Origin of the sequence: Streptomyces kebangsaanensis (assembly GCF_001906585.1) — a bacterium.
GTDB classification, from domain to species: Bacteria; Actinomycetota; Actinomycetes; order Streptomycetales; family Streptomycetaceae; genus Streptomyces; species Streptomyces kebangsaanensis.
This window is the reverse complement of record NZ_JUJA01000140.1, coordinates 41,344-68,053: the sequence shown is the minus strand read 5'-3', so window position 1 is coordinate 68,053 and position 26,710 is coordinate 41,344. Positions and strand designations below refer to the sequence as shown.

Sequence of the window (26,710 nt, the reverse complement as noted above, 5' to 3'; positions counted from 1 at the left end):
ACTACTCCGACGACGCGGTCGGCCAGGGCTCGGCCGCCATCGCCGCCATGAAGCTCCTCGCCGGGCTGACCGCGGTGACGCTCACCGGCGCCCTGGCCCGCTTCATCCCGGTCTCCGGACACGCCACCGGGCGCCTGATCGCCCGTACGTACCTGGGCAGTTCGCTGATCGTGGCGTGCGCGGCGGGCGTCTTCCTGCTCACGCTGGACCTGTGGGGGCCGTCGTACCACTTCCTGCACGGGCTCCTGCACGGCCTGGGCTTCGTCGTGATCGTGATGGCCTGGAACCTGCTCACCCTGCAGGACGGGGTGCTGACCGGGCTGCGCAGCGCGCCCTGGGTACCGGTCGGCAACACCGTGTTCTCGGCGGTGAAGCTGGCCCTGCTGGTCGCCCTGGCCGCAGTGATCCCCACCACGGGTGTCTTCGCCTCCTGGGGGCTGGCGATCGCCTTCTCCGTCGTGCCGCTGGGCTGGCTGGTCTTCCGGCGCCTGGTGCCCCGGCACGTGAGGGCGACCGAGGCCCACGCCAGACCGCCGACGGCGAAGGAACTCGGGCGGTTCCTGGCCGGCAACTACACCGGTTCGCTGTTCTCGCTCGCGGTCGTCTACCTCGTACCGGTGATCATCGCCTCGCAGGTCAGCTCCGCGGACAACGCCTACTTCTACATCACGACGACGATCGGCGGCACGGTCAACCTGCTCGCCATCAACATGGGCGCCTCGCTGACCGTGGAGGGCTCGCACGACCCGGCGCGGCTGGCCGCCAACACCCGGGCGGCGCTGCGGCGGATGGCCCGGATCATGGTGCCGATCTGCGGGCTGATGTTCCTGCTGGCGCCGTGGATCCTGCACGTCTTCGGCGAGGGCTACGCGCACGCGGCGACCCCGCTGCTGCGCTGGTTCGCCGTCGGCGCGCTGCTGCGGGTCGTGATGGAGACGTACTTCGCGGTGCTGCGCGCCCAGAGTCGCACGGCCGGACTGGCCTGGCTGCAGGGCCTGCTGTGCGCGCTGGTGCTCGGGCTGACACTGCTGCTGCTGCCCCGGATGGGGCTGACCGGCGCGGGCGTCGCGGAGATCTCCAGCCTCGCCGTGATCGTCGCGATCGCCGCGCCCCGGCTGTACCGGACCGTCAAGGGCGCACCGGCCGCCGAACCCCCCGAGGACGCGGCCCCCGACGGGGACCTCGCCGACCTGGGGGCGGGCGAGGTCCCCGCCAAGGCCGCACCGCGCCGGCGGCCCGCCTGGGCGCTGGACCGCGACACCCTCGCGCTCGGCGTCCACGTCGACTTCGACCACGTGGAACGCCGCCCGGACGTACGGCCCGGACCGGGTACCCCGCCCGTCGGCACCGCCCTGCCGCCCTCCGGTTCGCCCGCATGGCCGCCGGAGCGGGTGGGACTGCCCGTGGAGGAGCGGGAGCCGGGCTCCCAGGCGTCGCCGGGGCCGGCCGAGCGGGAGGTGGACGCGCCGTTCGCGGAGGAGGAGCGGGCCGTCGTGCCGAAGGCGGCGGCACCGGCGCCTGTTCCCGAACCCGGGCCGGAGCCGGAACCCGAGTCCGGGGAGGGCCGGTCCGGCGCATCCCCCGGGCCCCGGCGGGGGCGCCTGGTGCCCACCCGGGCCGGGGTGCTCCTCGGCTGCCTGCTGACCGCCGCCCTGCTGCTGTACTGGGTGCCCGCCCTGCGCCTCGACGACGCCGATCTGGACCGGATGGGCGGGCTCGGCCTGGTCTCCGTGCTGCCGCCGCCGACCCTGGCCGGGGCGGCGCTGCTGACCGGGGTGTTCGCCGCGCTGCTGTGGCTGCGCCGCGAGCACCGGGCGCTGCTGCTGGTCACCCTGGTCGCGACCGTCGTCTCCCTGCACGCGCTGCCCGCCGTGATCGAGAGCGAGCCGCGGTTCGCGACGGCCTGGCAGCACCTCGGGTTCATCGACTACATCGACCGCACCGGGTCGGCCGTACCGGACCTGGACGCGCGCTGGAGCTGGCCCGGGTTCTTCGCGGTGGTCGCGTTCGTCGCCCGCGCCTGCGGGCTGAGCGACTTCACCGAGGTCATCCGCTGGTGGCCGTTGGCCGTCCAACTGCTCTACCTGGCACCGGTGTTCCTGCTGACCCGCTCGCTGCGGGCGAGCTGGCGGGCCAAGTGGGCCGGTGTGTGGATCTTCGTGCTCAGCGGCTGGGTGGGCCAGGACTACTTCTCCCCGCAGGGTTTCACCTACCTGCTCTACCTGGCCTTCGTGGCGATCCTGCTGGTCTGGTTCCGGGCGCCGCGCATGCTGTGGACCAAGGCGCGGCCCGGCGAGGCGGAGGCCGAGCCGGCGGACCGGCGGCAGCGGGCCGTGCTGCTCATGGTCGTGATCGGTCTGTTCGCGGCCAGTGTCCCGGCCCACCAGCTCACGCCGTTCGTGATGCTGGGCGTGCTGGCCGTGCTGGTCCTGGTCGGCCGGTCCGAACTGCGCGGCCTGCCCGTGCTGTTCGCGGTGCTGGTGGCGTTCTGGCTGGGCTTCATGGCCGAGCCGTACTGGTCCGGGCACTTCGACGAGCTGTTCGGCGGGGTCGGCGGGGTCGGCGGCAATGTGTCGTCGTCCGTCTCGGGCCGGATCCAGGGCGGCGACTCCACCCACCGACTGGTGCTGTACGCACGTGTGCTGCTGGCCGGCACCGTGATGGCCCTCGCCTGCTGGGGGTGGTTGCGGCGGCGCGAGCACAAGTACCGCGAGCGGTCGCTGCTGGTGCTCACCTTCGTACCGTTCCTGGGCTTCGGCATGCAGTCCTACGGCGGTGAGATGGCGCTGCGGGTCTTCATGTTCGCGCTGCCCGGTGCCGCCCTGCTGGCGGCGCTCGCCCTCTTCCCGCGGTCCGGCGCGACCGCCGAGGAACGCGAGAAGGACCGGGTGAGCCTGGCGCCGCTCGCCGCGCTGATGGCGGGCCTGCTGCTCATGGGCGGTTTCCTGGTCGCCCGGTGGGGCAACGAGCCCTTCGAGCGGATCCGGCCCGGCGAGGTCACCGCCATGGACTACGTCTACGCCCACGCCGAGCCGACCGTACGGCTGCTGTGGCTGAGCAACGACCTGGTCACCAACGTCACTCCGGCCATGCCCTGGGGCGCGAAGGACATGGAGCGCGTCGACTACGTGCCGACCCTGGCACCGACCGACCCGGTGCTGGTCTCCGGCCTGGTGGAGTCGCTCGAGGAGGCGGGCCCGAACTCGTACCTGATGGTCAACAGGAGCCAGGTGACGTACCTGCAGATGGACGTGGGCTACTCGGACACCTGGCCGTCACGGCTCGTGGAGAACCTCGACAACCGCCGGGAGCTGAGGAAGGTCCTCGCCAACGCCGACGTCACCTTGTACGCGCTGCGCGAGCAGCCCTCGGGTGCCGTGCCCCGGCCGCGGCCGGGGCCGATCGGGCCGAAGGTGACCTGGACGCCGTGGTCGGTGGCCGGCGGCCTCGCGGCGCTGGCGCTGGTCGTGGTGGGCACGGCCCGGGAGTTCGTCCGGGTCGCGATGCGGCCGAGCGTGCGCCGGCTGCGGTGGCTGCGGAGCAGCTTCTGGTTCTCACTGCCGCTGCTGGCGGTGCTGTTCGCCTCGCTGGTGCAGCGGTTCGCGACGATGGGAGGCGGCTGACGGACGGCGGGTGAGGGGGCTCGGACGTCCTACCGCTCGAGCCACCTCACCTCGTACGCCTTCATGTCGAACCGCTTGCCGTCGACCTCGGCGCTGATCGTCCGGTTCAGGGTGTTGACCACCAGGACGGTCCTGTCGCTCGCCAGGACGCGTACGTTGGGCACGTCGTCCGGGGCGACGGACACCGTCTCGTACGTGGTGCCGGGCGGGAAGGCCCGGCCGAAGCGGGAGACCAGGCCGTACAGGGGCAGCGCCCGTCCGCCGCGGGAGGAGTCGGTCGGCGTCCACAGGCAACCGGGGCAGTCGCCGCCCTTCTCCTTCTGGGGGTTCCAGTAGAAGCCGGAGGTGGCGCCGCCCTTGGCCATGGCGATCAGGCCGGCGGCCTGGACGGCGACGCGGTGCGGCTCGGACCAGCCCTTGCGGTCGTCGTTGCGGTCGGCGGGCTCGACGTAGTACTCGGCCCACCACAGCGGCAGTCCGCGCGTCTGCTGCCGTACCCACCGGCCGACGGCCGTGAGCTTGTCGGTGGCGGCGAACTCGTCGGGCAGCAGGTCGTCGTCCTTGGTGTAGCTGGAGCCGTCGACGACGACGAAGTCGGCGCCCGCCTTGTGCCGGTTCCAGTGGGCGAAGGCGTCCAGGACCCTCTGGTCCATGGCACCCCAGGAGCCGCGCAGGACGGTGGAGGCGTTCTCCTTCTGCCGCGGGTCGACGCTGTCCATGACCAGGTAGGGACCGCCCACCATGATCTTGGGGTCGACCTGCTTGAGCGCCGCGTGGACCAGGTTGTAGAGCTCGGTGTAGCCCTCGTAGTCCCAGCGGGACTCGGCGTTGTTCCAGAAGCCCTTGAACTCGTTCCAGACGATGAAGTGGCGCACGTCCGGGTAGCGCTTGGCGACGGTCGCGGCGAGCGCGGCGTAGTCCTTGTAGTGGTCGGGGGTCGGGGCGGTCTCCAGGGCGTCCTGGCTCCAGTCGGTGTTGCCGACGCCGGCCCGGCCGCCCTTCATCCAGTCCGGGGCGCAGCACAGGGTGATCACCGGGGTGCCGCCGGAGGCGCGGACGAAGTCGATCCGGCGGTCCAGCGCCTCGAAGTCGTAACGCCCCTTGACCGGCTCGGGGTTGTCGGCTCCCCAGCCCATGATCGCCTGGTTCTGCGGCAGGCCGCCGTCCTTCGACAGCAGTCCCCCGACCCGGTCGGTCGCCGTGGCGCTGCCCTCGTCGGCGCTGAACTGGGTGTGGGTGAAGCCCCAGCCGACGTCCGGCTCGTCCGCGTCCCGCGGGGGCGCGGGCGTGCCGTGCACCTTGTCGCCGTCGCGTGTGGTGCCCGCGGTGTCCGCGCCGCCGGGCAGCGCGCTGACCAGGGCCACGAGCAGGGCCACCGCCGCCGCACCCACCCCGAGCAACGCGGTGAGCCGCCACCGCCCCGCCCCCGAATTCCACCTATGACGCCTCATCAAGGACAACAGTAAGGGCGGGAAACGTCCCCGGGACAGGGGTTGGTCATGCTTGGGTCATGTCCGGGCCGTGCCCGGATCCGTGGGAGCACGGACACGGCCACGCGCGCGGGAAACCGGGTGCGCACCACGCGCGTGTGCCGGATCATGGCGGCATGTCCGCGAACCCGCACGACGCTCTGCCGATCCGGCTCACCGTCGACGACTCCGACTCGCCGTCCGACGTCGTCGACGCGCTGTTCCTCGGCCGCTTCGCGACGGGTGAGCAGCCGTACTCGCACGCGGCGAACATCGACCGCGTGCGCTCCGGCGCCACCCTGCTGCCCAAGGACGCCCGGGTCCTGCGCGTGGCCCGCGACGACGACCGCAGCGCGACCCTCGCCGAGGGCGAGGGCTGGACCCTGTTGATCTCCCGCTGGAACCGGGGCGCCGACGTCACGGTCACCGCGACCAGCGCCAAGCTGGCCGCGAAGGTGCTGAACGAGGCGACGGACGGCGCCGTGGACGAACCGGAGCCGCAGCCGGAGAACGTGACCATGGGCTTCTGGTACCACTCGCCCAGGCGCGGCCCGCACCGCACCACCCGGCAGGTCGCGGCAGGCACCTGGGACGAGGTCCGGGCGAACTACACCGCCCCGGTCGCGGACGCCATGAACCGCCTCATGAAGACGACCCCCGAGGACATCGCGGGCCGCCTCCTGCTGCTGCACGGCCCGCCGGGCACCGGCAAGACCTCGGCGCTGCGGACGCTGGCCCGTTCCTGGCGGGACTGGTGCCAGGTGGACTGCGTCCTGGACCCTGAACGCCTGTTCGGCGACGTCGGCTACCTCATGGACATCGCCATCGGTGAGGAGGACGCGGCGGGCAGGGACCGCTGGCGGCTGCTGTTGCTGGAGGACTGCGACGAACTGATCCGCGGCGAGGCCAAGCACACGGCGGGCCAGGCTCTGTCCCGGCTGCTGAACCTCACCGACGGCCTGCTCGGCCAGGGCCGCAACGTCCTGGTGGGCGTGACGACCAACGAGGACCTGGAGCGGCTGCACCCGGCCGTGGTCCGCCCGGGCCGGTGTCTGGCCCGCATCGAGGTGGGGAGACTGACCCGGCGGGAGGCGGTGGACTGGCTGGGCACCGAGGAGGGCGTGGGCCGCGAGGGCGCCACCCTGGCCGAGCTGTACGCGCTGCGCCGGGGCACCTCCCCCACGGCGCTGCCGGAGCCGCGCGAGGGGGTGGACGCGGGCCTCTATCTGTGACGGGTCGCGTGTACGCGCCGGTGTTTTGATGGGCGTATGACCCTGTTCGTCGGGACGGCGGGCTGGCAGTACAAGGACTGGCGGGGTGTGCTCTACCCGGAGGGGTGCCCCGTGCGGCTGTGGCTGGAGGAGTACGCGGCCGCCTTCGCCACGGTGGAGATCGACAACGCCTTCTACCGGCTGCCGGCGCGGGAGACGTTCGAGGCCTGGCGGGAGCGGGTCCCGCCGGACTTCGTGGCCGCGGTCAAGGCGAGCCGGTACCTCACCCACCTCAAGCGGCTGAAGGACCCCGAGGAGCCGGTGCACCGCCTGATGGCCCACGCGGCGGGCCTCGGCGACCGGCTCGGCCCGGTGCTGCTCCAGCTGCCGCCGACCCTGCGCGCCGATCCGGGGCTGCTGGACGCCTGCCTGGCGTGCTTCCCCTCCGGCACCCGGGTGGCGGTCGAGCCGCGCCACGGGTCGTGGTGGACGCCGCGGGTCCGAAAGGTCCTCGAGTCCCGGGGCGCCGCCCTGTGCTGGGCGGACGCGTACGCCCGCCCGGTCACCCCGCTGTGGCGGACCGCCGACTGGGGCTACGTCCGCTTCCACGTGGGCCGCGCCCTGGCCTGGCCGCGCTACGGCCGGCGGTGCCTGGAGACCTGGGTGGACCGCGTCGCGAGCACCTGGCCGGACGAACGGGACGTGTACGCCTACTTCAACAACGACCCGGCGGGGGCGGCGGTGCGGGACGCGGTGGTGTTCGCGCGGGCGGCGACGAGAGCGGGCCTGACGGTGACACGGACTCCGGAACCGCTGCCGGCGCGTCGCCGGCGTCACTGCCCGTAGGCCGCCCGCAAAGCGTTCCGCGCGGCCTCCAGTGCTTCGTCCTCGCCGAGCCCGAGCCGCCGTACCCGCTCCGCGTAGGTCTGGGCGGCTGCCGCGGCCTCGCGCACCGCCGCCGAGCCCGCGGCGGCCACGAAGGTGCCGTTGCGTCCCCGCGTCTCGATCACGCCGTCCGCCTCCAGCGCCCGGTACGCCTTGGCGACCGTGTTCGCCGCGAGTCCGAGCGACTCGGCCAGTCCGCGCACCGTGGGCAGCCGGTACCCCACCGGCAGCGCCCCCGACCGTGCCTGTTCGGAGATCTGCGCCCGCACCTGCTCGTAGGGGGGTGTGCCGTCGTGGATGTGGATCTTCAAGGTCACGGGGTGATTGTCCCGTACCCGCGCGTCCACCCCCGCGAAAGGCGGGGGCGGAAAATGGAAGGCGTCCCGCTACGGCCTCCCGTAGCGTGCGCCTCCATGACTTTGAACCCTCTCCCAGCCGAAGCAGGGAGATTCCTGGCTCAAGCCGCTCGTTCACTCAGCGAGCGAACGAGTCTGACGCTCTCAGCACCAGCCGGGACGGAACCTGCCCGGTTGCCCGTTAAAACAAAGGAGTTGCACGTGCTTGGTTCTCGCAACGCGCGACAGCCAGCCTACACGGGTCGGGTGGGCGGTCTTTCGCCTTTGAGGCGAAACCCCACCCCTTGCCCTGCTCCGCAAGAGTCCGATTCTCCCTGTCTTGAAGGACGATGCGTCCTCGGAGGTCCCCGGTGATCGTCCGCGACCTCCGCCCCGACGCGCGGGCCGACCTCGAGGGCTTCGCCCGCGTCCGGCACCGCGCGCTGCCGTACATACTGGTCACCCCCGAATCGCTCGCCCACGACCTCGCCCACATGCATCCCCACGCCCACTACCGTCCGCTCGTCGCCGTGGCGGACGACGAGGTGATCGGCACGGCGCAGGTGCGCCTGTCCCACGAGAGCTCCGAGCCCGGCCAGGGCAACATCAACGTGTACGTGGACCCCGAGCACACCCGCCGCGGCGCCGGCGCCCTCCTCGTACGGGCCGCCGAGGAGCACCTGGCCGCCCACGGCGCGGTCAGGCTGCACTCCTGGGTGCTGGACGAGCCGGGCAACCGCGCCTTCGCCGAGCAGCACGGTTACCGGGCCGGCCGCTCCGCGCATTTCCTGCGCCTGGACCTGGAGAACGGCGCACTCCCTCCGCTGCAGGCCCCGCCCCCGGGCGTGGAGCTGCGCCGGGGTTCGGACTTCGCCGACGACCCGCGCCCGCTGTTCGAGCTGGACGCGGAGACGGCGGCGGACGAGCCGAGCGACGTGGAGTTCGAGTTCACCGACTACGAGGCGTGGCTGGAGGAGACCTGGCGGCACCCGCTGCTCGACCTCGACCTGACGTCGGTGGCCGTGGTCGACGGCCGTCCCGCGGCGTTCTCCGCGGCCCGCACGGACGGCGGCACCCGCTACGACACCGCCATGACCGGCACCGCCCGGGCGTACCGCGGCCGGGGCCTGGCCAAGCTCGCCAAGAACGACTCGCTGCACCGCGCGCGGGCCGCCGGGCGCACGGAGGCGTTCACGGGGAACGACACCGGCAACGGGCCGATGATCGCGATCAACAAGTGGTTCGGGTACGAGGTGTGCGCGACGGAGGTGCGGTATGTCCGCGATCCGGCCTGAGCCCGGGAGCCGGCTGGACGTGGTCCTCGTCAAGGCCGGCCGTACCAAGATCCGTTACCCGGCGGAGCTGCTGGCGGACGACGGCACGCGCGTCACCGTGCGCGCCCCGTGGGCGGGCGGGGCGGTGCGCGACTTCGGCTTCGTGCGCTTCGAGCCGGGCGACGTCTTCACCGAGCACTACTGGCGCGACCGCTGGTACTCGGTGAAGGAGGTCCGCGACGCCCGGGGGGTGCTGAAGGGCTGGTACTGCGACGTGACCCGCCCCGCGACCCGCCTGGGCACGGAACTCGTCGTCGAGGACCTCGACCTGGACCTGTGGCGCTCGGCCGACGGCACGGACGTGCGGCGCCTCGACGAGGACGAGTTCGCGGCGAGCGGTCTGCCGCGCACGGACCCCGAGGCCGCGACCGCCGCCATGGCCGCGCTCGACGAGCTGGAAGGGCTGGCCCGCGAGGGCGGCTTCGAGACGCTGCTGAGCTGATGGCCGGCCGCTTCCCGCCCCGCCCCGGAGCTCGGCCGCGGCTCAGTTCGAGGCCACCACCGCGTACCGTTCGTCGTCCACCTTCCCGCCCCACAGCCTGGCGTCGCCCGACAGGTGCTCCAGGTGAAGGTGGGAGGCGAGTGGCCGCAGAAGCATGGTCAGCCGCTCCTGGGGTATGCCGATCGGGGTGACCGTGCCCCAGACACCCTCGACCAGGACGAGCCGTCCCTCCGGGCGCAGTAGCCCCTGCCAGTGCCGCAGCGCGCGGGCGGGGTCGGGCAGCGTCCACAGGACGTGGCGGACCAGGACGGCGTCGAAGCGCCGCCCGCCCACCGGCGGGTCCGCCGCGTCGCCGACCAGGAACACCGCGTCCCGGCCGGCGAGCTTGGCCTCGGCCCGCCCCACCATGGCCGCGGACAGGTCGACGCCCGTCACCCGGTGCCCCTGCTCGGCCGCGAGGAGCGACAGGCTGCCGGTGCCGCAGCCGAGGTCGAGGATGTCGGAGGGGCGCCGGGGCAGCCAGTCGCGCAGCCGCTCGGCCCAGGCGGCCCGCACGTGCGGATCGCGCAGCCCGTGATCCGGCTCGTCGTCGAAGACGGCGGCCTGGGCGTCCCAGTCCACAGGGGCCCGGGCCGGCCCGTCACCACCGGTGGTGATCCGTTCACTCATGACTCCGAGGGTGACACCGACCACTGACAACCGGTCCGTGACCGCCACCACAGACAGAACCGCACCGATGAGGAACTCTTGCCCGAAAGGTCTGCCTCCGTCGGAAGACGGAACCCGGTAGGCGTGAAGGAGGCAGCCATGCGCCGTGTGACCGTGCGGAAGCCCCTGAGGAAGACGGACACCCGCCGGGTCCGTGAGGAGATCGACGAGCGTCCCGCCGGGCGGCCCGAGGTCCGCAGGGACATCGCGCGCACATGGTGGCCGGACGTGTGACCGGCGGCCGGATCATGAGACGCGCCGGCGAAGCCGCTTGCGGTGGTGGATCCGGCCGTAGGGCCCTTCCGCACAGCGCTCCACGGCCTCGCAGCCGGCCTTCGGGTAGATCCTCCGGTTCTCCCACATCATCGCGTTCGTGCGGAGCCTGACCTCGAGAAGGCCGAGCGCACGCGCGTGCGTCCACGAACTCCGGCGGTCGCCGTCCGGCCCTCCGGTCGTGCGCCTCGGGGTGGACGGCGATGCCGTCGGGGAACAGGTGGCCCGTGCGCGCCTCGACCGCGACGAACGCCTCCCCCGCGGCCACGTTCGCCGCGTGGTCCGTCTCCGTGGGTGCCGGGGACCACGCCGATGCGCTCGACGCAGGGGCGGTGGGCCGCGTCGGTCACGGCCTTGACCTCCGGTACGTCGGCGGCGGACGCCGCCCGGATCTCCACGTTCGCCGTGTCGTGGCCCCTCCCGCCTGAGCGCAGTCTCAGCGCTCCCTTAACGCGAGCATAAGGATCTCCCCGGACCGTCTCCGACAGGCGTTTTCGCGGTTTCCCCGGGCTAGTTTCTGATCACCGCACGGGATCCGTCTCCCCTCATCAGAAGCGCTCCGAGGAGTTCCCCGATGTCTGTACGCCGCAAGGCCGCCGCTCTCGCCGTCCTCGGCATGCCCCCGCTGGCCCTGACCGCGCTCGCCGCGGCGCCCGCGGCCGCGCACGGCTCCATGGGGGACCCGGTCAGCCGGGTGGCCCAGTGCTACGCGGAGGGTCCGGAGAGCCCGAAGTCGGCGGCCTGCAAGGCGGCGGTCGCGGCCGGCGGCACCCAGGCGCTGTACGACTGGAACGGCGTCCGGATCGGCGACGCGGGCGGCCGGCACCGGGAGCTGATCGCGGACGGCAAGCTGTGCAGCGCGAACAACGAGGAGTTCAAGGGTCTGGACCTGCCCCGCGCGGACTGGCCGGCCACCTCCGTGCGCAGCGGCCCGTACACCTTCAAGTACCGCGTGACCGCCCCGCACAAGGGCACCTTCACGGTCTACCTCACCAAGCCCGGCTACGACCCGGCGAAGCCGCTGGCCTGGAGCGACCTGGATCTGGAGCACCCGGTCGCGACGGCCACCGACCCGGCCGCCTCGGGCGGCTTCTACACCTTTTCCGGGGCGCTGCCCGAGCGCTCCGGCAAGCAGCTGCTGTACGCGGTGTGGCAGCGCTCGGACAGCCCGGAGGCGTTCTACTCCTGCTCGGACGTCACCTTCGGCGGCGGGAGCGGCGGTGGTGGCGCGTCCGGCGGCTCCGCACCGGCGCCGGCCGCCTCCGCGCCGACCGAGCGGCAGATCGCGGACGGTGCCGGCGCCTCGACGATCGAGAACCACGGCCACGGGGACGCGGACGCCCGCACGACCACGGACCCGACCACGGACCCGACGACGGACCCGGCCGAGGACACGGCCCCGGAGACAGCTCCGGAGACGGCACCGGGGACGGCCAAGCAGTCGGCGGCGGACCTCGCCGCGCAGCCCGCCGCCGTCGACGAGCCGAACCGGCCGAAGGCCGCCGGCGCCTCGACGAGCCTCGCCGAGACCGGCGGCGACGGCAGCACCCCGTACCTCGCGATCGGTGGTGCGGCCGCCCTGGCGCTGGGCTCGGCGGCCCTGTTCACCTCGGTCCGCCGGCGCGCCGCGGCCGGGGGCGGACGAGGCCGCTGACGCGGCCCCGTGAACGCGGGGCCTGTCCGGCGGCTCAGGCCGGACAGGCCCCGGAGCACGTCAGTCGAACACGGACGCACAGGTGGTGGCGGTGGCGTGCGCCGGGTCGAGCGCGTTGACCACCTCGTGGAAGGCGATGCGGTCCAGCACGGCGATCGCCAGGTGTTCGGACAGGTCGAGCGGGCACAGGTCCTGCAGCAGGACGTTGCGCACGTTGGAGCCGGTCAGGTACTGGGTGCGCCACGGTGTGACCACTTCGTCGTACTGGGTGGCGAGGACCGTGTAGCGCACCCCGGGCACGGTGTCGCCGCCTTCGTTGAGCTTGGTGAGGAAGGCGGATCCGGCGACCTGGTCGGCGAGGGCCGGGGTGGTGGCTCTGAGCAGGTTCGCGGCGCCCGGGAAGTACGGCAGCAGGTTGGTGAGCCCGTTGAGGGTGGTGCCGTGGTTGCTGGGCGCGATGCCGACGAGGGCGTTCACCTTGGCGGCCCCGCCGAGGAACTTCAGGTAGTAGCGGGGCATCATGCCGCCCTGCGAGTGGCCGACGAGGTCGGCCTTGGCGGCGCCGGTCGCGGCGAGCACCTTGTCCACGAAGACGGACAACTGCTCCGCCGACTTGTCGATGGGGCCGAGGCCATAGAAGACCGGGACGCCCTGCAACTGACCGTAGTCGAGGGAGAAGACGCAGTAGCCGCGGTTCTTCAGGTACGGCGCGAGGCCGAGCCAGTTGTCCACGGAGTTGCCGAGGGTGCCGTGGACGAGGACGACGGGGCGGGGGTGGGCGGCGGAGGGCTTGCAGCTGTAGTCGTTCCAACCACTGCTGGGAGCACTGGCGGCGGTGGCGGTGGCGGCGGGGAGGGCGGCGAGCACGGCGGCCAGGACCAGGGCGACGAGGGGTCTGACCGCCCGCTTGAAGGGCAGCATCGTGTGATCTCCTTGCGGGTCAAGGGAAGCGCGACGGCACTACGCCCTGTGATCCGGATCACGGGATGCTGTTCATCCATCAAGTTACGGATGAGTAGTTCAAATGTGAAGTTACGCGCCGGTAAAAACTTCTGCCGACGACTGGGGCCCGTGGTAAAGCCCCTGACATACAGTCACCAAGTGGGTCGAACCGGCCCATGCGGCGCGATCTTCCTCAACTTCCCCCGCAATTCCCGCACTTCACCCTCCCCCAACACTTCGCTCCACGCCCGCACCACCTCCGCGGCCGCCTCCTCCGCCGCGCGGGTGCACGCCCACCCCCGCTCGGTCAGCACCACCAGCCGAGCCCGCGCGTCCACAGGGTGCGGCCGCCGCTCGGCATACCCCTTCCGCACGACCTCGTCGACGAGCTGACTGGCAGCCTGCTTGGTGACCCCGAGATGGACGGCGAGCTCGGTGACGGTCGCACCGTCCGGGGCGAGCCGCGAGAAGGCGAAGCCGTGCGCGGGCCGCAGCCCCTCGAAGCCGCGCGCGACGACACCGTCGTGAATGCGCCGGGTGAGCTCACCGGCGACGGCGAGGAGATCCTCCACCTGCCCGGCGGCGAACCCCTGACCACCGTGGACGGCCGCACCGACCGGATCGCCGCGGGTGACACGGTGATCGTCGACGCCGGCGCGACCCTCGCCGCGGAGAACCCCGCGGAGCGCACCGCGGCCTCCTGGGCGACCACGTCCGTCGGTCTTCGGGCGCGGTTGGCCGACGGCACGCCCATCACGCCGCCGTGGGCCGACTGACGCGCGAAGGCCCCGCCCTTGCGCGCGAGAGGGCGGGGCCTTCACCGGAGGTGAGGGTGGAGCGGGAGCCGGGCCGCAGCCCGTGCGGCCCGGCTCGGGGGCGACGTCAGCCGATGCGGACCCCGTAGGCGCTCAGCGCCGCGGTGACCGGCTGGAAGAAGGTCGTACCGCCGGAGGTGCAGTTGCCACTGCCGCCGGAGGTCAGACCGTAGGCGATGCCGCTGGTGGAGTAGAGCGAGCCGCCGGAGTCGCCGGGCTCGGCGCAGACCGTGGTCTGGATGAGGCCCCGGACGATGTCGCCGCCGCCGTAGTTGACCGTCGCGTTGAGCGCCGTGACGCGGCCGCTGTGGGTGCCGGTCGTGGAGCCGCGCCGGTAGACGGTGGTGCCCACGGACGGCGTGGCCGCGCTGGTGATCGTCACGCTGCCCACGGCGCTCGGCTTGGCCACCGAGCTGTTGGTGTAGCGCACGATGCCGTAGTCGTTGCCGGGGAAGGAGGAGCCGGCGGTGGTGCCGAGGACGGTCGTCTTCGAGGAGTTCGACCACCAGGTGCCCGCGCCGTCGGTGCAGTGACCGGCCGTCAGGAAGTAGGAGTTGCCGCTGCTGTCCTTGACGTTGAAGCCCAGCGAGCAGCGCCAGCTGCTCGCGTAGATGGCGTCGCCGCCGGAGATCAGCTTGGTGAACTTGCCGGAGGTGCGCTTGACGGTCAGGGCACCGGAGTTGGTCCCCGCCTGCTGCTTGATCCTGTTGATCTCGGCCTGGGAGACCGTGCTGTCGACGGTGACGACAACCCGGTTGGTCTTGCTGTCGACCACCCAGGCCGTGCCCGGGATGTCGGCCTTGAGCACGGAGTCGCTCGCCTTGGTGAGCTGGGCCGCACTGAAGGTGGTCGGCGCGTCGGACGCGTTCGCACTGGGGACCGCGAACGCGGCTGCGGCCACGAGGCCGGATGCGACGGCGATCAGCCGGGTCCGTCTCGTCATGCCGCTGCGGGGAGTGGTGCGCTTGATCCTCACTTTTCGTTCCTCCACAAAGGAAGTCGGGGGGCCCGCGTGGGGTCGGGGCCCGTGAGGCGCAGTCAGAGGGCCCGGCGTCCGGGTCCCGGACACGCCGTGCTCCTGACAAGCGCTGTGGGGGAGTATTCGGCCGAACGACCGGTCGGCGCAAGGGTGCCTTTCGGCCGGGCGACTGTGTGCGATTCGAGTGGGACGTGTGTGGTCAGGGTGAATTGACACCTGGTCAGGAGTCGGAAAGGACCCGTCCCGTCCGGATCGGCAGGAGCGAGGAGGGTCACGTCACTGCGGACCGCCCGGGCCACGGGGTGTCCGGAAGTCGACCCTCCGGATAGCAAGTGCTTTCCCCGCGCGGACGGCCGGAGTCTCCGTCAGGAGCGGCCGTCCCCCGAGGGGCGTACGACGTGGAGCCGCCGCACCGCTCCGACGCCTTCGTTCACCCGTACGCACCGCGCGTCACCCGTGTGCGCTCGCTCATTGGGGACAATCATATTTCACTCACCGTCAGCATCCGTGTAGCGCACCACCCTTGGGGCACACGGGCTCTCGACGGATTTGCCGTGCACCAGTACCGTCACAAACCCCCCGCGCGGCGCCTGTTCACTTGGCGCGTTGTCAGCATCATGGATGACCATAGGGATGCGGAAAGGGAGAATGACCGCTGTGAGAGGAGGCGTCCATGGGATCGGTACGCAAGGCGAGTGCGTGGCTCGGCCTCGTCGACGACAACGATGACGAGCGCTACTACGACGACGACTACACCGAGGGCACCGAGTCCGGGGACGCCTGGGTCACCGACCCCCGGGTGAAGGTGGCCGCGGACACGGCGGAGGACAAGGGCCGCCGGATCGGCACGGTGACACCGGACAGCTTCCGGGACGCCCGTGTCATCGGCGAGCTGTTCCGGGAGGGTGTGCCCGTCATCGTGAACCTCACGGCCATGGAGTCCGCCGACGCCAAGCGCGTGGTCGACTTCGCGGCCGGGCTGGTCTTCGGTCTGCGCGGCTCCATCGACCGCGTGTCCACGCGGGTGTTCCTGCTGTCCCCCTCCGACACCGAGATCATCAGCGGTGACCCGGCGGCGCACCGGTCGGACGGGTTCTTCAACCAGAGCTGAGGCAGGGCCGCACACCGGCCCCGCCCGCCCCGGCCTCACCGGAAGGCGTCGAGCCCGGTGAGCGCCTTGCCCAGCACGAGCTGGTGCATCTCGACGGTGCCCTCGTAGGTGAGCACCGACTCGAGGTTGGTCGCGTGCCGCATCACGGGGTATTCGAGGGAGATCCCGTTCGCCCCGAGAACGGTCCGCGCCGTACGGCAGATCTCGATCGCCTCCCGTACGTTGTTGAGCTTGCCGAAGCTGACCTGCTCGGGACGCAGGCGGCCGGCGTCCATGCGCCGCCCCAGGTGGTGGGCGAGCAGAATTCCCTTGTGCAGTTCGACCGCCATGTCGGCGAGTTTGGCCTGGGTGAGCTGGAAGCCGCCGATGGGCCTGCCGAACTGCTCACGTGACTTCGCGTAGTCGAGGGCGGCCTCGAAGCTGGAGCGGGCCGCGCCCATGGCGCCCCAGACGATGCCGTAGCGGGCGTGGGACAGACAGCTGAGCGGCCCGCGCAGCCCGGTGGCCCCGGGCAGTACGGCGTCGGCGGGCAGCCGCACGTCGTCGAGGACGAGCTCGCTCGTGACGGAGGCCCGCAGCGACCACTTGTGCTTGATCTCGGGGGCGGAGAAGCCGGGGGCGTCGGTGGGGACGACGAAGCCGCGGATGCCGTCCTCGGTCCGCGCCCAGACGACGGCGACGCCGGCCACGGAGCCGTTGGTGATCCACATCTTGCGGCCGTTGAGGACCCAGTCGGTGCCGTCGCGCTTGGCGTGGGTGCGCATGGAGGCGGGGTCGGATCCGTGGTCGGGCTCGGTGAGCCCGAAGCAGCCGATCACCTCGCCGGCGGCCATCCGGGGCAGCCACGCCTGCTTCTGCTCCTCGCTGCCGAAGCGGTGGACGGCGTACATGGCGAGGGACCCCTGCACCGAGACCAGGGAGCGGATGCCGGAGTCGGCGGCCTCCAGCTCCAGGCAGGCCAGCCCGTACTGGACGGCGGTGGCGCCGGCGCATCCGTAACCGCTGAGCGACATCCCGAGGGCGCCGATGGAGCCGAGCTCGCGGGCCAGCTCACGGATGACGGGCAGCTCGCCCTTCTCGTACCACTCGGCGATGTGGGGCAGGACGCGGTCGGCGGCCCAGTTCCGCACGGTGTCGCGGACGGCCAGGTCCTCCGGGTCCAGCAGATCGTCGATCCCGAGGGGGTCGGCGGGGTCGAACGAGGACATGGGCACGCACCTCCGACTAGGGAAAACTAGCGCCGCTAGTTGAGCGACTCCGACCCGACGTTATGACGCGGTGCGGCCCACGTCCAGGGAAGAGGGCCGCTCAGGCCGACACACGGGACCTCTCCACCTCCCGCTGCGCGGGCAGCTCCACCGGCGCCGCCTCGCACTGCATCGTCCGCGGCAGCCACAGCGCCATCACCGCCCCCAGCAACAGCAGCCCCGCACTCACCAGCAACGTCACGTGCAGCCCGTGCACGAAGGAGTCCCGCGCCGCCCGCCGCAGGGCGTCCCCCGCGGTCCCGCCCAGCCGCGCGGCGACCCCGTACGCCTCCCCCAGCGAGTGCGACGCCGCCCCCGACGCCGACGCCGGCACGCCCGGCACGTCCGCGAGTCCCGGCGCGTACGCCGCGTTCATGACCGTGCCGAGCAGCGCGATGCCCATCCCGGCACCCAGCTGGTACGACGTCTCGCCGATCGCCGCGGCTCCGCCCGCCTGCTCCGGCGGCGCCTCGCTCAGCATCGACTCGTACGCCCCGAACAGCGTGGTCTCCAGACCGAACCCGAGCAGCACGAAGCCGAACAGCAGCAGCCCCGGGTTGTCCCGCCCGCCCATCGCGGTCAGCACCACCACCGCGCCGGCGGTCAGGCAGAACCCGGCGGACACCATCCGCCGCGGCCCGAACCGCCGCAGCATCCGCGCCCCGGCCAGCCCGGCCGCCATCGCGGCGACCGTCAGCGGCAGCAGCCGCAGCCCCGTCTGCAGCGGCGACAGGCCCAGCACCAGCTGCAGGTACTGCGCCGCGATCAGCTCCAACCCGACCAGTGCCAGCATGGCCAGCACGATGCAGCACACCGACGTACTGAACGCCGGGCGGGCGAACATCCTCAGGTCCACCAGCGGATGCGCCCGCCGCCGCTGCCGCCGTACGAACACCGCCAGCAGCGCCGCACCGGCCACCAGCGGCACCACGGTGAGCGCGCTCAGCGCCTCCCCGCCGCCGAGCCGCTTCACGCCCAGCACCACGCAGAACAGCCCGACCGCCGCCAGCAGCGCGCCGACCACGTCCCAGGGTCCGTCGCGGTCACCGGTCGACTCGGGCAGCAGCAGCCGGCCCACCGGCAGGCTCACCAGCATCAGCGGGATGTTGACGAGGAAGACCGACCCCCACCAGAAGTGCTCCAGCAGGAAGCCGCCCAGCAGCGGCCCGACCGCCGCGCCCACCGCGGCGACCGCGCTCCAGACGCCGATGGCCAGCGCCCGCTCGCGCCGGTCGGGGAACACCTGCCGCAACAGGGACAGCGTGGCCGGCATGATCATGGCGCCGCCGACGCCGAGCAGCGCCCGCGCGAAGATCAGCACCTGGGGGCCCGGGGCGAGGGCCGCCAGGGCGGAGGCGACGCCGAACAGGGCGTAGCCCAGCAGCAGGATCCGTCTGCGGCCCACCCGGTCGCCCAGCGTGCCGAAGAGGATCAGCAGCGAGGCGCAGACGAGGGGATAGGTGTCGACGATCCAGAGCAGTTCGATGGCGCTGGGCCGGAGGTCCTCGGTGACCGCGGGCACCGCCACGTGCAGCACGGTCGCGTCGACCGCGACCAGCAGCAGGCTGACGCAGAGGACGACCAGGACGACCCAGCGGTTGGCACCGGCCCCGGTCGCCCGACGGCGCAGCCGAGCGGCGGCCGCGGTCGTCCCGGACATGTACGTACCTCCCAGATGAGCCCTCGTGCCCGGCGGGCCCGGGGTGGGGACTCCCCGCGGCTCGGCCGGAGAGGAGCGGTGGTCTCCGGCCCGCGCGACGGCACACGAGTGACACGTCAGAGTACGCGAGTCCGCTCGGGTGGCACGTGACCCCCCTCTCAGAGCACACACCCAGCCCGTGTGGCGTACGCCACTCTTCTCCCCCGGCGGCGCGCCCGGCGGCCGGTCCGGTTCCGCACGCACTCGATAATCGGCCGGTGACCGAACTCGTGACGCGCGCGGCACCGGCCCGCACCGGGATCCTGCGCCGGGCCGCGCCCGCGCTCCTCGGGTACGCGGCCGTCCGCACGCTGGGCCTGCTCGTCCTGGCGGTGTGGAGTGCCGCGCGCGGCAAGAGCGCGTACACGCTGCTGACCGCCCGCTGGGACGCTCTCTGGTACGCCGGGATCGCCGAACGGGGCTACGGCCACGAGGTGCGCCTACCCAACGGTGACATCCACTCCGACCTGGCCTTCTTCCCGCTGCTTCCCTGGCTGGAGCGGCTGCTCGCCGCAGTGGGCCCGCTGTCGTGTGCCGACGCCGGCTTCGTGGTCGGCCTGGTGGCCTCGCTCGCCGCGGCCTGGGGGATCTTCGCGGTGGTCGACCATGTGTACGGCCGCCAAGGAGAAGGGTGCGAAGCGCGGCCTTGGCAGGGTGGTGGCGGGAGACGGGCGGGCATCTGGGCGGTGCTGCTGTGGGCGGTGCTGCCGGTCGGGATCGTGCAGTCGATGGCGTACAGCGAGTCGCTGTTCACGGCGCTCGCCGCCTGGACGCTGTACGCCGTGCTGACCGGCCGCTGGGTGACGGCGGGCGCCCTGGCCCTGGCGGCGGGACTGACCCGCCCGGTGGGTCTCGCGGTGGTCGCGGCGGTGTGGGCGGCGGCCGTCGCCTCGTTCGTGCGCGACCGGGGGGCGCCGGCCCCGGACCGCGCGCGCCGCGCGATCGGCATGCTGCTCGCCCCGCTCGGCGCCGCCGGCTACGTCCTGTGGGTCGGGCACCGCACCGGCAAGGGTCCCCTCGGCTATCTGGCCGTCCAGGCCGGCTGGCGCAACGGCTTCGACGGCGGGTACGCCTTCGCCCGCTTCGTCGCCGAAAAGTTCACGTCGTTCCCGTCGGCCCTGGCCGGGCTCGGGCTGATCGCCGGCGTCGCCGCGGTGATCCTGCTGTACGTCATCGGCGTACGGCAGCGGCAGCCGCTCGCGCTGCTGGTGTACTCGGGTGTCGTCACCGCGCTCGCCCTGTGCGCGTCCAGCTACTTCGGCTCCAAGCCGCGTCTGCTGCTGCCCGCCTTCCCGCTGCTGCTGCCGCTCGCCCTGGCCCTCGCCCGGCCGCGCCTCGTCCGGTCGGCGCTGGTGGTGGGCGGTGTCGCGGTGGCCTCGGCGGTGTACGGGGCGTTCTGGCTGAACGGCTCCGGTCCCCCGTGACGGGACCGTGACGGGGGACCGGACGGCCGAGGCGCGGACGCCGAATTCCACCGGGCCGCTCGGGCGCCGCATTCATAAGCACGGCATAAGCGTTCGCCCGAATGACCAAAGGGAAATGCGGCGGCCACCGTCCGGGATTGCGGAATTCGTGGGAAACAAAGCCCCGTTGAGAGCAATCCCACATCACATCGTCATCACAAAGCCCGTGCTGTGTCCGGGAACTGAGCTCACTCGCTGTAACGTCGATTAGGTGCGTACCGAAGGAACCCTCACCCGCCTGGACCGGGTGTTCGCCCGGCTGGACCGTGAGCCGCAACGGCCGGCGCACATCGACGTGCCGCGGATGAGCCGTCACCGGTTCGTGCTCTTCTCGGCGACCCTGGCCTTCTACCTGTCCATCGTCTGGGCCGTGGTGACCACCTCGTGGCTGGTCCGGCTCGACTGGCAGATCATGTTCTTCCGGCCGTACCAGCAGTGGCCGGAGATCCACGCGTTCCTCGACTACTACGTGGTGCTGGGCCAGCGCGGTCCCACCGCGGTGATGGTCGCCGCCTGGCTGGGCTGGCGTTCGTGGCGGCAGCACACGCTGCGTCCGCTGCTCACCCTCGCCACCTCGCTGCTGCTGCTGAACGTCACGGTCGGCGCCGCGAAGATCGGCATGGGCCGTCTCGGACCGCACTACGCGACCGTCATCGGCTCCAACGAAATGGGCCTGGGCGGCGATATATTCCCCAGCGGCCACACCGCCAACGCCGTGGTGACCTGGGGCATCCTGGCCTATCTGGCCTCCACTCCGACGGCGCGCCGCTGGCTGTCGGCGCTGTCCGCGGTGATCGCGCTCGGCGTCGGCCTCACCACGGTCTATCTGGGTACGCACTGGCTGAGCGACGTGCTCCTCGGCTGGGCCGCGGGGCTGCTGATCCTGCTGGCGCTGCCGTGGTTCGAGCCGCTGATCGCGAGGGCCGAGATCGCCCTGTTCGACCTGCGCGACCGCTGGCGTGCCCGCCGCGGCCGCCGGGCACCGGTGCCCGCGCCGGTCGCTCCCGTCGGTGCGCCCGCCGTGTTCACGCCGCACCCGTCCGCGCGCCCGTCCGCCTCGGAGGAGTCTCCGGCGGCCCGCGAGACGGTCGGCGCCGGCCGTACGTCCCGGACGGCGGTCCACCTCGCCCCGGGCCGCCACACGGCCCGTCCGGAACGCACGCCGGTCACCCCTGCCGTCGGCCGCCGTCAGCCGCACTCCGACCGGCTCGCGCGCGGCACGGCCTCGGCGGCCCGCCCGCTGACCGGCGGCTGACCGCCCGCTGACCGGCGGCTGACCGGCGGCGACGGCAGGGCCGCCGCCGGGCCGGGAGCCCGCGCGGCGGTTCAGCCCTTCCAGGCGCGGGTCACAAGACCGTTCCTGACCTCGAAGTTCATCCGGCCGACCCGGTACTCCATGGTGATGATCGTGCCCGGCGGCAGTGACCGCACCGTGCTCCAGCCCCGTTCGCGCGCCAGCCGCTCGGCCTGCCCGGCCTCGAGGCCGACGTACGCGTCCGGACTGTCCTGGGGCTCCGTCGACGGAGTGGGAATCGGTGCCATACCGCCACGCTAGGCCCTGGTCCGCGGCCGGGGAAGCCCACCCCTGCACTCGAGCCGCACATACCTCCGCTGTCACACTTCAGTCACAGAACCATGACTTTGGACCGGCCGAACTCCCTCACACGTACGGGCGATTCCGGGCCCCTTCCGCAATCATCCGAGCGCAATTCCCGGCGACCGGCGGGGCAGTCGGAAAAGCCCGGTGGAATGCCCCGGGAGAAGCCTGCCCGCCCCGCCCCGGGACACCCTCGTATTCCGTTCCCGGACCGGCTCNGCGGAAGCTGACGCCCCATAGGAAATTCACCGTTCCGGCACAGAACATCCGCACCCCCTGTCGCGGCGCGCGGTCACGCGCGCATCATGGCAGGAACCCGTGGCCGATCGGCCGCGGGCCGCGGCGGACCCCGGGCGCGAGGAGCGGAGGGCGAGCGAGCGATGGGGACCCAGAGCGTAGCGGCAGCGGCACGGCCGGCACCCGGCAAGCGGCCCGGCAGGCTGGTGGTCGACTGGCTGACGACCACCGACCACAAGAAGATCGGCCACCTCTACCTGATCACGTCGTTCGTGTTCTTCCTGGTCGGCGGGGTGATGGCGCTGCTGATGCGGGCCGAACTCGCCCGCCCCGGGCTGCAGCTCATGAGCAGCCAGCAGTTCAACCAGCTGTTCACCATGCACGGCACGATCATGCTGCTGCTGTTCGCGACCCCGACCTTCGCGGGCTTCGCCAACGAGCTGATGCCGCTGCAGATCGGCGCCCCGGACGTCGCCTTCCCCCGGCTGAACATGCTGTCGTACTGGCTGTTCCTGCTCGGCGGGCTGATCGTGCTCGGCTCACTGCTCGTGCCCGACGGGCCGGCCGCCTTCGGCTGGTTCGCCTACGCCCCGCTCAACGACACGGCGCACTCCCCCGGCCTCGGCCCGGACCTGTGGATCATGGGCCTCGCGCTGGCCGGCTTCGGGACGATCCTCGGCGCGGTCAACTTCATCACCACGATCATCGGCATGCGCGCGCCCGGCATGACGATGTTCCGGATGCCGATCTTCACCTGGAACACGCTGTTCACCTCGATCCTGATCCTGCTGGCGTTCCCGGTGCTGGCGGCCGCGCTGCTGGTGCTGGAGGCGGACCGCAGGTTCGGCGCACAGGTCTTCGAGGCGGCGAGCGGCGGGGCACTGCTGTGGCAGCACCTGTTCTGGTTCTTCGGCCATCCGGAGGTGTACATCATCGCGCTGCCGTTCTTCGGGATCATCACCGAGATCATCCCGGCGTTCGCCCGCAAGCCGATCTTCGGCTATCTGACGCTGGTCGGCGCGACCATGGCGATCACCGGCCTGTCGGTGGTGGTGTGGGCGCACCACATGTTCGCCACCGGCGCGGTGCTGCTGCCGTTCTTCTCCTTCATGAGCTTCCTGATCGCCGTGCCGACGGGTGTGAAGTTCTTCAACTGGACCGGCACGATGCTCAAGGGATCGCTGTCCTTCGAGACGCCGATGCTGTGGGCCATCGGCTTCCTGGTGTCGTTCCTGTTCGGCGGCCTGACCGGAGTGATCCTCGCCTCGCCGCCGCTGGACTTCCACGTCACGGACTCGTACTTCGTGGTGGCCCACTTCCACTACGTCGTCTTCGGCACGGTCGTCTTCGCGACCTTCGGCGGCTTCTACTTCTGGTGGCCGAAGTTCACCGGGAAGATGCTCGACGAACGCATCGGCAAGATCCACTTCTGGACGCTGTTCACCGGCTTCCACACCACCTTCCTGGTCCAGCACTGGCTGGGCGCGGAGGGCATGCCCCGGCGGTACGCCGACTACCTCGCCGCGGACGGCTTCACCGCTCTGAACACGGTGTCGACGATCGGTGCGCTCCTGCTCGGCATGTCGACGCTGCCGTTCCTCTACAACATCTGGAAGACGGCCAAGTACGGCAAGAAGGTCGAGGTCGACGACCCCTGGGGCTACGGCCGCTCCCTGGAGTGGGCGACCTCCTGCCCGCCGCCCCGGCACAACTTCGTCACCCTGCCCCGGATCCGCAGCGAGTCCCCGGCGTTCGACCTGCACCATCCCGAGTACGCCGGCCAGGCTCCGCGGCCCGAGCCGGCGCGGCATCGAGCCGGTCACGAGCGGCCCTGATCGCGTCGGTGAGCCCGGCGGGCTCCAGCACCTCGAACGCGCACCCCATCAGCATCACGTGAACCACCATCACGTCCAGGCTCACGGCCTGCGTGGCGTACGCGCGTGGGAGGCGCCCCGGGAGACGTAGGCGGCGCGGTCGTCGGCGGGTGGGGTGCGCGGCACGAAGCGCGGGCCGTACGGTGGTCCGGGGGTGATGCGGTCGACGCGGAACGTGCGCCAGTCGTCGCGGTCCAGGTCCCGGGCGACCAGGTACCAGCGGCGTTCGGTGCACACCAGCCGGTGCGGTTCGACGCTGCGGCGGCTGGTGGCACCGTCGTGGCCGCGGTACTCGAAGCGCAGCCGTTCGGTGTCCCGGCACAGGCGGGCGAGTTCGGTGAGGACCGCCGGGTCGACGGTGGAGGGCCCGGGAGCGCGCAGCATCGGCACGGTGAAGGCGTTCAGGGCGCTCACCCGGTGCCGCAGACGCCCGGGCAGCACCTGCTCCAGCTTGGCCAGGGCCCGCACCGAGCTCTCGCCGATCCCCTCGATGCCCTGCCCGGCGGCCGTGCGCAGCCCCACGGCGACCGCGACCGCCTCGTCGTCGTCCAGGAGCAGCGGGGGCGGTCGGGCGCCCGCGCCGAGCCGGTAGCCGCCGCCGGTGCCGGGGCCGGGGCTGGCGTCGGCCGGATGGCCGAGCTCGCGCGACCGCTCCACGTCCCGGCGCACCGTGCGCGGGGTGACCCCGAGCCTCCCCCATTGCCTGGAGGGCATGGGAGGTACCCCCGGGCGAGCTCGGCACCGGACCACTCACGGTGGGCCTGGAGCAGTGAGAGCAGGCGCAGCAGTCGTGCCGGGGTCTCCAGCACGGGGCGAGTCTGCCGGCACCCGCGGACAGGTACTGTCCGCGGGTGCGCGGCGGCGGAGCGGCTCCGCGGCGTGACGGTGACGGGCGGCCCCGTCCGGTCGGGCGACCGGACGGGGCCTGGTGTCCCGGACACGGGGGAGAGGCTCAGAGCACGAGGCGCTGCCCGGGCACGATCAGGTCGGGATCACCGCCGATGACGGACTTGTTGGCGGCGTACAGCCGCTGCCAGGTGGTCCCGTGCCGGGCGGCGATGCCGCTGAGCGTGTCGCCCGCGCGGACGGTGCAGTCGCCGCGGGAGGCACTGCGGTTGGTGTGGCCCGTCTCGCGCGCCGGCGTCCTCGACGGCCGCTGCGACGGAGCTGTCCGTGTCCTCTGCGTCCTCTGCTCGACGGATGGGGCGGAGTCGGCGGAGCCGCGCGTCGGCCCGGTCCCGGGTGCGCTGCCGGAGGCGCCCGCCCGGGCCGAGCAGACCGGCCACGCGCCCCAGCCCTGGGCCTGCTGGACCCTGGTGGCGACGGCGATCTGCTGGGTCCTGGAGGCCCGGTCGGCGGTGGGCGCGTAGGCCGTGCCGCCATAGGCGCGCCAGGTGCCGGCGGCGAACTGCAGCCCGCCGTAGTAGCCGTTGCCGGTGTTGATGTGCCAGTTGCCGCCGCTCTCACACCGGGCGATGCGGTCCCACACTCCGCCGTCCGCCGCGTGGGCGTTACCGGTCACGGCCAGCAGCCCGAGCGGGGCGAGCAGCACCGCTCCGGCGAGAGCCGCCGTCCTCGTCCGCGTCCTGCGGGCGTTGTCGCGCGTGGTGTCGTGGCTCTTGTCGGCACATTCGGACATGTAGATCCCTCTCGAAGGACTCGGGGTCCCCCGAGGCGGTGCGCACCCGCCGCGCAGGGGCGCGGCCGGCGCGCTCGCCCCGTCCGCCGGAAGAGGTCGAGCCGAGTGGTGCCGGTTCGGTGCGGTCGGCGGACGTACCCGAGCGGTGCTCGTTGCACACGGTCGAGGAATGTAAGGAGCGGGCAGCGCTCGGAGCAACCAACTCCCCGTCCGGGCAGGCCAGTTCCCCATTACCGAAGGTAACGATTTTTTTCGGCCACCCATTTCATCAGCTGATTTCCTGATTTATCAACCACTCACACGGATGATCTGTGACTCACTTCACCCCATCAAGCCCCTTGATTTTTCCGGCAGTTGACGATGAGTACCGGATTCCGCACCTGACGTGACCCTGTGCGCAGGATGGTTCGATTCCGTTCGGCGGAGGGCGTGACTCCCGCCACAGATCGTCCGTTGTCTTCTTCATGAGCCGGGGGCCCTCCCGGTTCATGGGCCGGGAGCACCCGGTCCCGCCACGCACCCGCACCCCGAGGGAGCCAACCGTGCCGCGCATGCTCGACGTCAGCGACGCCGTACGCGCAGAGATCGGCGACGCAGAAGCCGACCGGCTGCTCGCCGGAGAGAACGCCCCGGACAGTTACGACTGCACGTCCTGCCGCACCCCGGGCGACTGCGAACAGGAGCGCACCAGCACCGTCCTGTTCGTCGGGGACGAGACCGCCGTCCTCGCCTTCGCCCACGCCACCTGCCTGCCCTCGCAGGTCGTCCAGGTCACCGAGGAGCAGCTGCGCGGCGCGGTCCGCTCCATCAACGCCGGCACGGGCGCCGTGGGCGGGGTGCCCGCGCAGGCCCCGCCGCAGCGAGTCGTGCCCGAGCAGACCGTGCCGCAGAAGGTCGTACCGGAACAGGCCGTGCTCGGGGTGACCAGCGGACTCGTCCTCATCGCCGGGGAGTTGCACCCCGCCCTGGTCGTCGAGCCGACCGCGCCCATCGCGCGTCCGGGCTCGCTGGGCGCCGACGACGAGTTCCTGCCGCTGCTCGTCGAGCAGGGCTTCCTGCCGGTGCCCGAGATCGCCTCCGTACCGCACGTGCTGCACGGCTGGTCGGTGCTGCTCGCCATGGGCCAGCTGCACGCCGTGCTCCAGCCGGGCACCAACGGCGGCGGGCCGGTGG

Annotated in this window: 22 protein-coding genes and 3 pseudogenes; 13 read left to right on the top strand and 12 right to left on the bottom strand. The window is 72.2% G+C overall.

All coding sequences use genetic code 11. From position 1 onward, the window contains the following. The coding region (locus tag RH94_RS20515) for a lipopolysaccharide biosynthesis protein (RefSeq protein ID WP_234425905.1) at window positions 1-3,623 on the top strand (3,623 nt) is incomplete at its 5' end. A gap of 29 nt (window positions 3,624-3,652) precedes the next feature. Here RH94_RS20515 and RH94_RS20510 read toward each other — a convergent pair. Then, window positions 3,653-5,074, bottom strand: coding sequence for a GH39 family glycosyl hydrolase (locus tag RH94_RS20510; protein WP_073948974.1), 1,422 nt, complete (start codon window positions 5,072-5,074; stop codon window positions 3,653-3,655). A 155-nt stretch (window positions 5,075-5,229) separates the two neighbouring features. On the opposite strand from RH94_RS20510, the gene RH94_RS20505 reads away from it, so the two are divergent. Together RH94_RS20505 and RH94_RS20500 are read left to right on the top strand one after the other, a co-directional pair. Further along, the gene (locus RH94_RS20505; RefSeq protein ID WP_073948973.1) at window positions 5,230-6,324 is read left to right on the top strand and encodes a DUF5925 domain-containing protein; all 1,095 of its coding nucleotides are present in this window, start codon (window positions 5,230-5,232) and stop codon (window positions 6,322-6,324) included. Window positions 6,325-6,360: 36 nt separating this feature from the next. Beyond that, complete coding sequence (locus RH94_RS20500) at window positions 6,361-7,149, top strand: DUF72 domain-containing protein (RefSeq protein WP_073948972.1); 789 nt, start codon at window positions 6,361-6,363, stop codon at window positions 7,147-7,149. Here RH94_RS20500 and RH94_RS20495 read toward each other — a convergent pair. Further along, on the bottom strand, window positions 7,137-7,505 hold the full coding sequence (locus RH94_RS20495) for a GntR family transcriptional regulator (RefSeq protein ID WP_073949013.1): 369 nt from the start codon (window positions 7,503-7,505) through the stop codon (window positions 7,137-7,139). The two genes, RH94_RS20500 and RH94_RS20495, sit on opposite strands and share 13 nt — an antisense overlap. 389 nt (window positions 7,506-7,894) lie before the next feature. Here RH94_RS20495 and RH94_RS20490 point away from each other — a divergent pair, with 389 nt between their 5' ends. Further along, window positions 7,895-8,818, top strand: coding sequence for a GNAT family N-acetyltransferase (locus tag RH94_RS20490; protein ID WP_407697337.1), 924 nt, complete (start codon window positions 7,895-7,897; stop codon window positions 8,816-8,818). Then, the gene (locus tag RH94_RS20485; protein ID WP_073948970.1) at window positions 8,799-9,299 is read left to right on the top strand and encodes a DUF402 domain-containing protein; all 501 of its coding nucleotides are present in this window, start codon (window positions 8,799-8,801) and stop codon (window positions 9,297-9,299) included. Before RH94_RS20490 ends, RH94_RS20485 begins: the two co-directional genes overlap by 20 nt. Window positions 9,300-9,341: 42 nt before the next feature. Here RH94_RS20485 and RH94_RS20480 read toward each other — a convergent pair whose 3' ends face one another. Further along, on the bottom strand, window positions 9,342-9,968 hold the full coding sequence (locus RH94_RS20480; RefSeq protein WP_073949012.1) for a class I SAM-dependent methyltransferase: 627 nt from the start codon (window positions 9,966-9,968) through the stop codon (window positions 9,342-9,344). Window positions 9,969-10,106: 138 nt separating this feature from the next. On the opposite strand from RH94_RS20480, the gene RH94_RS46180 reads away from it, so the two are divergent. Beyond that, window positions 10,107-10,241, top strand: coding sequence for a hypothetical protein (locus RH94_RS46180; RefSeq protein ID WP_107428776.1), 135 nt, complete (start codon window positions 10,107-10,109; stop codon window positions 10,239-10,241). A 12-nt stretch (window positions 10,242-10,253) separates the two neighbouring features. Here RH94_RS46180 and RH94_RS44005 read toward each other — a convergent pair. Continuing rightward, window positions 10,254-10,678 (bottom strand): annotated as a pseudogene (locus RH94_RS44005) (GNAT family N-acetyltransferase). A gap of 176 nt (window positions 10,679-10,854) precedes the next feature. Between RH94_RS44005 and RH94_RS20470 the strand changes: the two are divergent. After that, window positions 10,855-11,934: a lytic polysaccharide monooxygenase auxiliary activity family 9 protein gene (locus tag RH94_RS20470; protein ID WP_073948969.1), complete on the top strand. Its 1,080-nt coding sequence runs from the start codon at window positions 10,855-10,857 to the stop codon at window positions 11,932-11,934. A gap of 60 nt (window positions 11,935-11,994) precedes the next feature. Here RH94_RS20470 and RH94_RS20465 read toward each other — a convergent pair whose 3' ends face one another. Continuing rightward, complete coding sequence (locus RH94_RS20465; RefSeq protein ID WP_073948968.1) at window positions 11,995-12,855, bottom strand: esterase/lipase family protein; 861 nt, start codon at window positions 12,853-12,855, stop codon at window positions 11,995-11,997. A gap of 173 nt (window positions 12,856-13,028) precedes the next feature. Then, window positions 13,029-13,448, bottom strand: a complete 420-nt coding sequence (locus tag RH94_RS20460) for a MarR family winged helix-turn-helix transcriptional regulator (protein WP_073948967.1) — start codon at window positions 13,446-13,448, stop codon at window positions 13,029-13,031. On the opposite strand from RH94_RS20460, the pseudogene RH94_RS20455 reads away from it, so the two are divergent. Then, window positions 13,434-13,652, top strand: a pseudogene (locus RH94_RS20455) (cupin domain-containing protein); the annotation flags it as partial. The gene RH94_RS20460 and the pseudogene RH94_RS20455 overlap by 15 nt on opposite strands. A gap of 106 nt (window positions 13,653-13,758) precedes the next feature. Here the strand turns inward: RH94_RS20455 and RH94_RS20450 are convergent. Continuing rightward, entirely contained in the window at window positions 13,759-14,667 is a 909-nt protein-coding gene (locus tag RH94_RS20450; RefSeq protein ID WP_073948966.1) for a S1 family peptidase, read from the bottom strand. 676 nt (window positions 14,668-15,343) lie between these two features. Here RH94_RS20450 and RH94_RS20445 point away from each other — a divergent pair. Beyond that, entirely contained in the window at window positions 15,344-15,781 is a 438-nt protein-coding gene (locus tag RH94_RS20445; RefSeq protein WP_073948965.1) for a cell division protein SepF, read from the top strand. A 35-nt stretch (window positions 15,782-15,816) separates the two neighbouring features. Here the strand turns inward: RH94_RS20445 and RH94_RS20440 are convergent, their stop codons facing one another. Beyond that, on the bottom strand, window positions 15,817-16,989 hold the full coding sequence (locus RH94_RS20440) for an acyl-CoA dehydrogenase family protein (protein WP_073948964.1): 1,173 nt from the start codon (window positions 16,987-16,989) through the stop codon (window positions 15,817-15,819). A gap of 100 nt (window positions 16,990-17,089) precedes the next feature. Further along, window positions 17,090-18,688 carry an MFS transporter gene (locus tag RH94_RS20435; protein ID WP_073948963.1) on the bottom strand — a complete coding sequence of 533 codons (1,599 nt, stop codon included), beginning with the start codon at window positions 18,686-18,688 and terminating at the stop codon, window positions 17,090-17,092. A 257-nt stretch (window positions 18,689-18,945) separates the two neighbouring features. Between RH94_RS20435 and RH94_RS20430 the strand changes: the two genes are divergently transcribed. Further along, the gene (locus RH94_RS20430) at window positions 18,946-20,151 is read left to right on the top strand and encodes a hypothetical protein (RefSeq protein WP_073948962.1); all 1,206 of its coding nucleotides are present in this window, start codon (window positions 18,946-18,948) and stop codon (window positions 20,149-20,151) included. A 250-nt stretch (window positions 20,152-20,401) separates the two neighbouring features. Continuing rightward, window positions 20,402-21,445 (top strand): phosphatase PAP2 family protein, encoded by a 1,044-nt coding sequence (locus RH94_RS20425; RefSeq protein WP_073948961.1) that lies wholly within the window; start codon window positions 20,402-20,404, stop codon window positions 21,443-21,445. A 71-nt stretch (window positions 21,446-21,516) separates the two neighbouring features. Here RH94_RS20425 and RH94_RS20420 read toward each other — a convergent pair whose 3' ends face one another. Beyond that, on the bottom strand, window positions 21,517-21,732 hold the full coding sequence (locus RH94_RS20420) for an I78 family peptidase inhibitor (protein WP_073948960.1): 216 nt from the start codon (window positions 21,730-21,732) through the stop codon (window positions 21,517-21,519). A gap of 435 nt (window positions 21,733-22,167) precedes the next feature. Between RH94_RS20420 and ctaD the strand changes: the two genes are divergently transcribed. Continuing rightward, window positions 22,168-23,859: an aa3-type cytochrome oxidase subunit I gene (gene ctaD / locus RH94_RS20415; protein ID WP_073948959.1), complete on the top strand. Its 1,692-nt coding sequence runs from the start codon at window positions 22,168-22,170 to the stop codon at window positions 23,857-23,859. On the opposite strand, the pseudogene RH94_RS20410 reads toward ctaD, so the two are convergent. Beyond that, window positions 23,741-24,707 (bottom strand): annotated as a pseudogene (locus RH94_RS20410) (helix-turn-helix transcriptional regulator). The gene ctaD and the pseudogene RH94_RS20410 overlap by 119 nt on opposite strands. A gap of 143 nt (window positions 24,708-24,850) precedes the next feature. Next, on the bottom strand, window positions 24,851-25,537 hold the full coding sequence (locus RH94_RS20405) for a LysM peptidoglycan-binding domain-containing protein (RefSeq protein ID WP_073948958.1): 687 nt from the start codon (window positions 25,535-25,537) through the stop codon (window positions 24,851-24,853). Between the two features lie 542 nt (window positions 25,538-26,079). Here RH94_RS20405 and RH94_RS20400 point away from each other — a divergent pair. Continuing rightward, on the top strand, window positions 26,080-26,710 hold a 631-nt coding region (locus RH94_RS20400; protein WP_407697336.1), incomplete at its 3' end, for a hypothetical protein.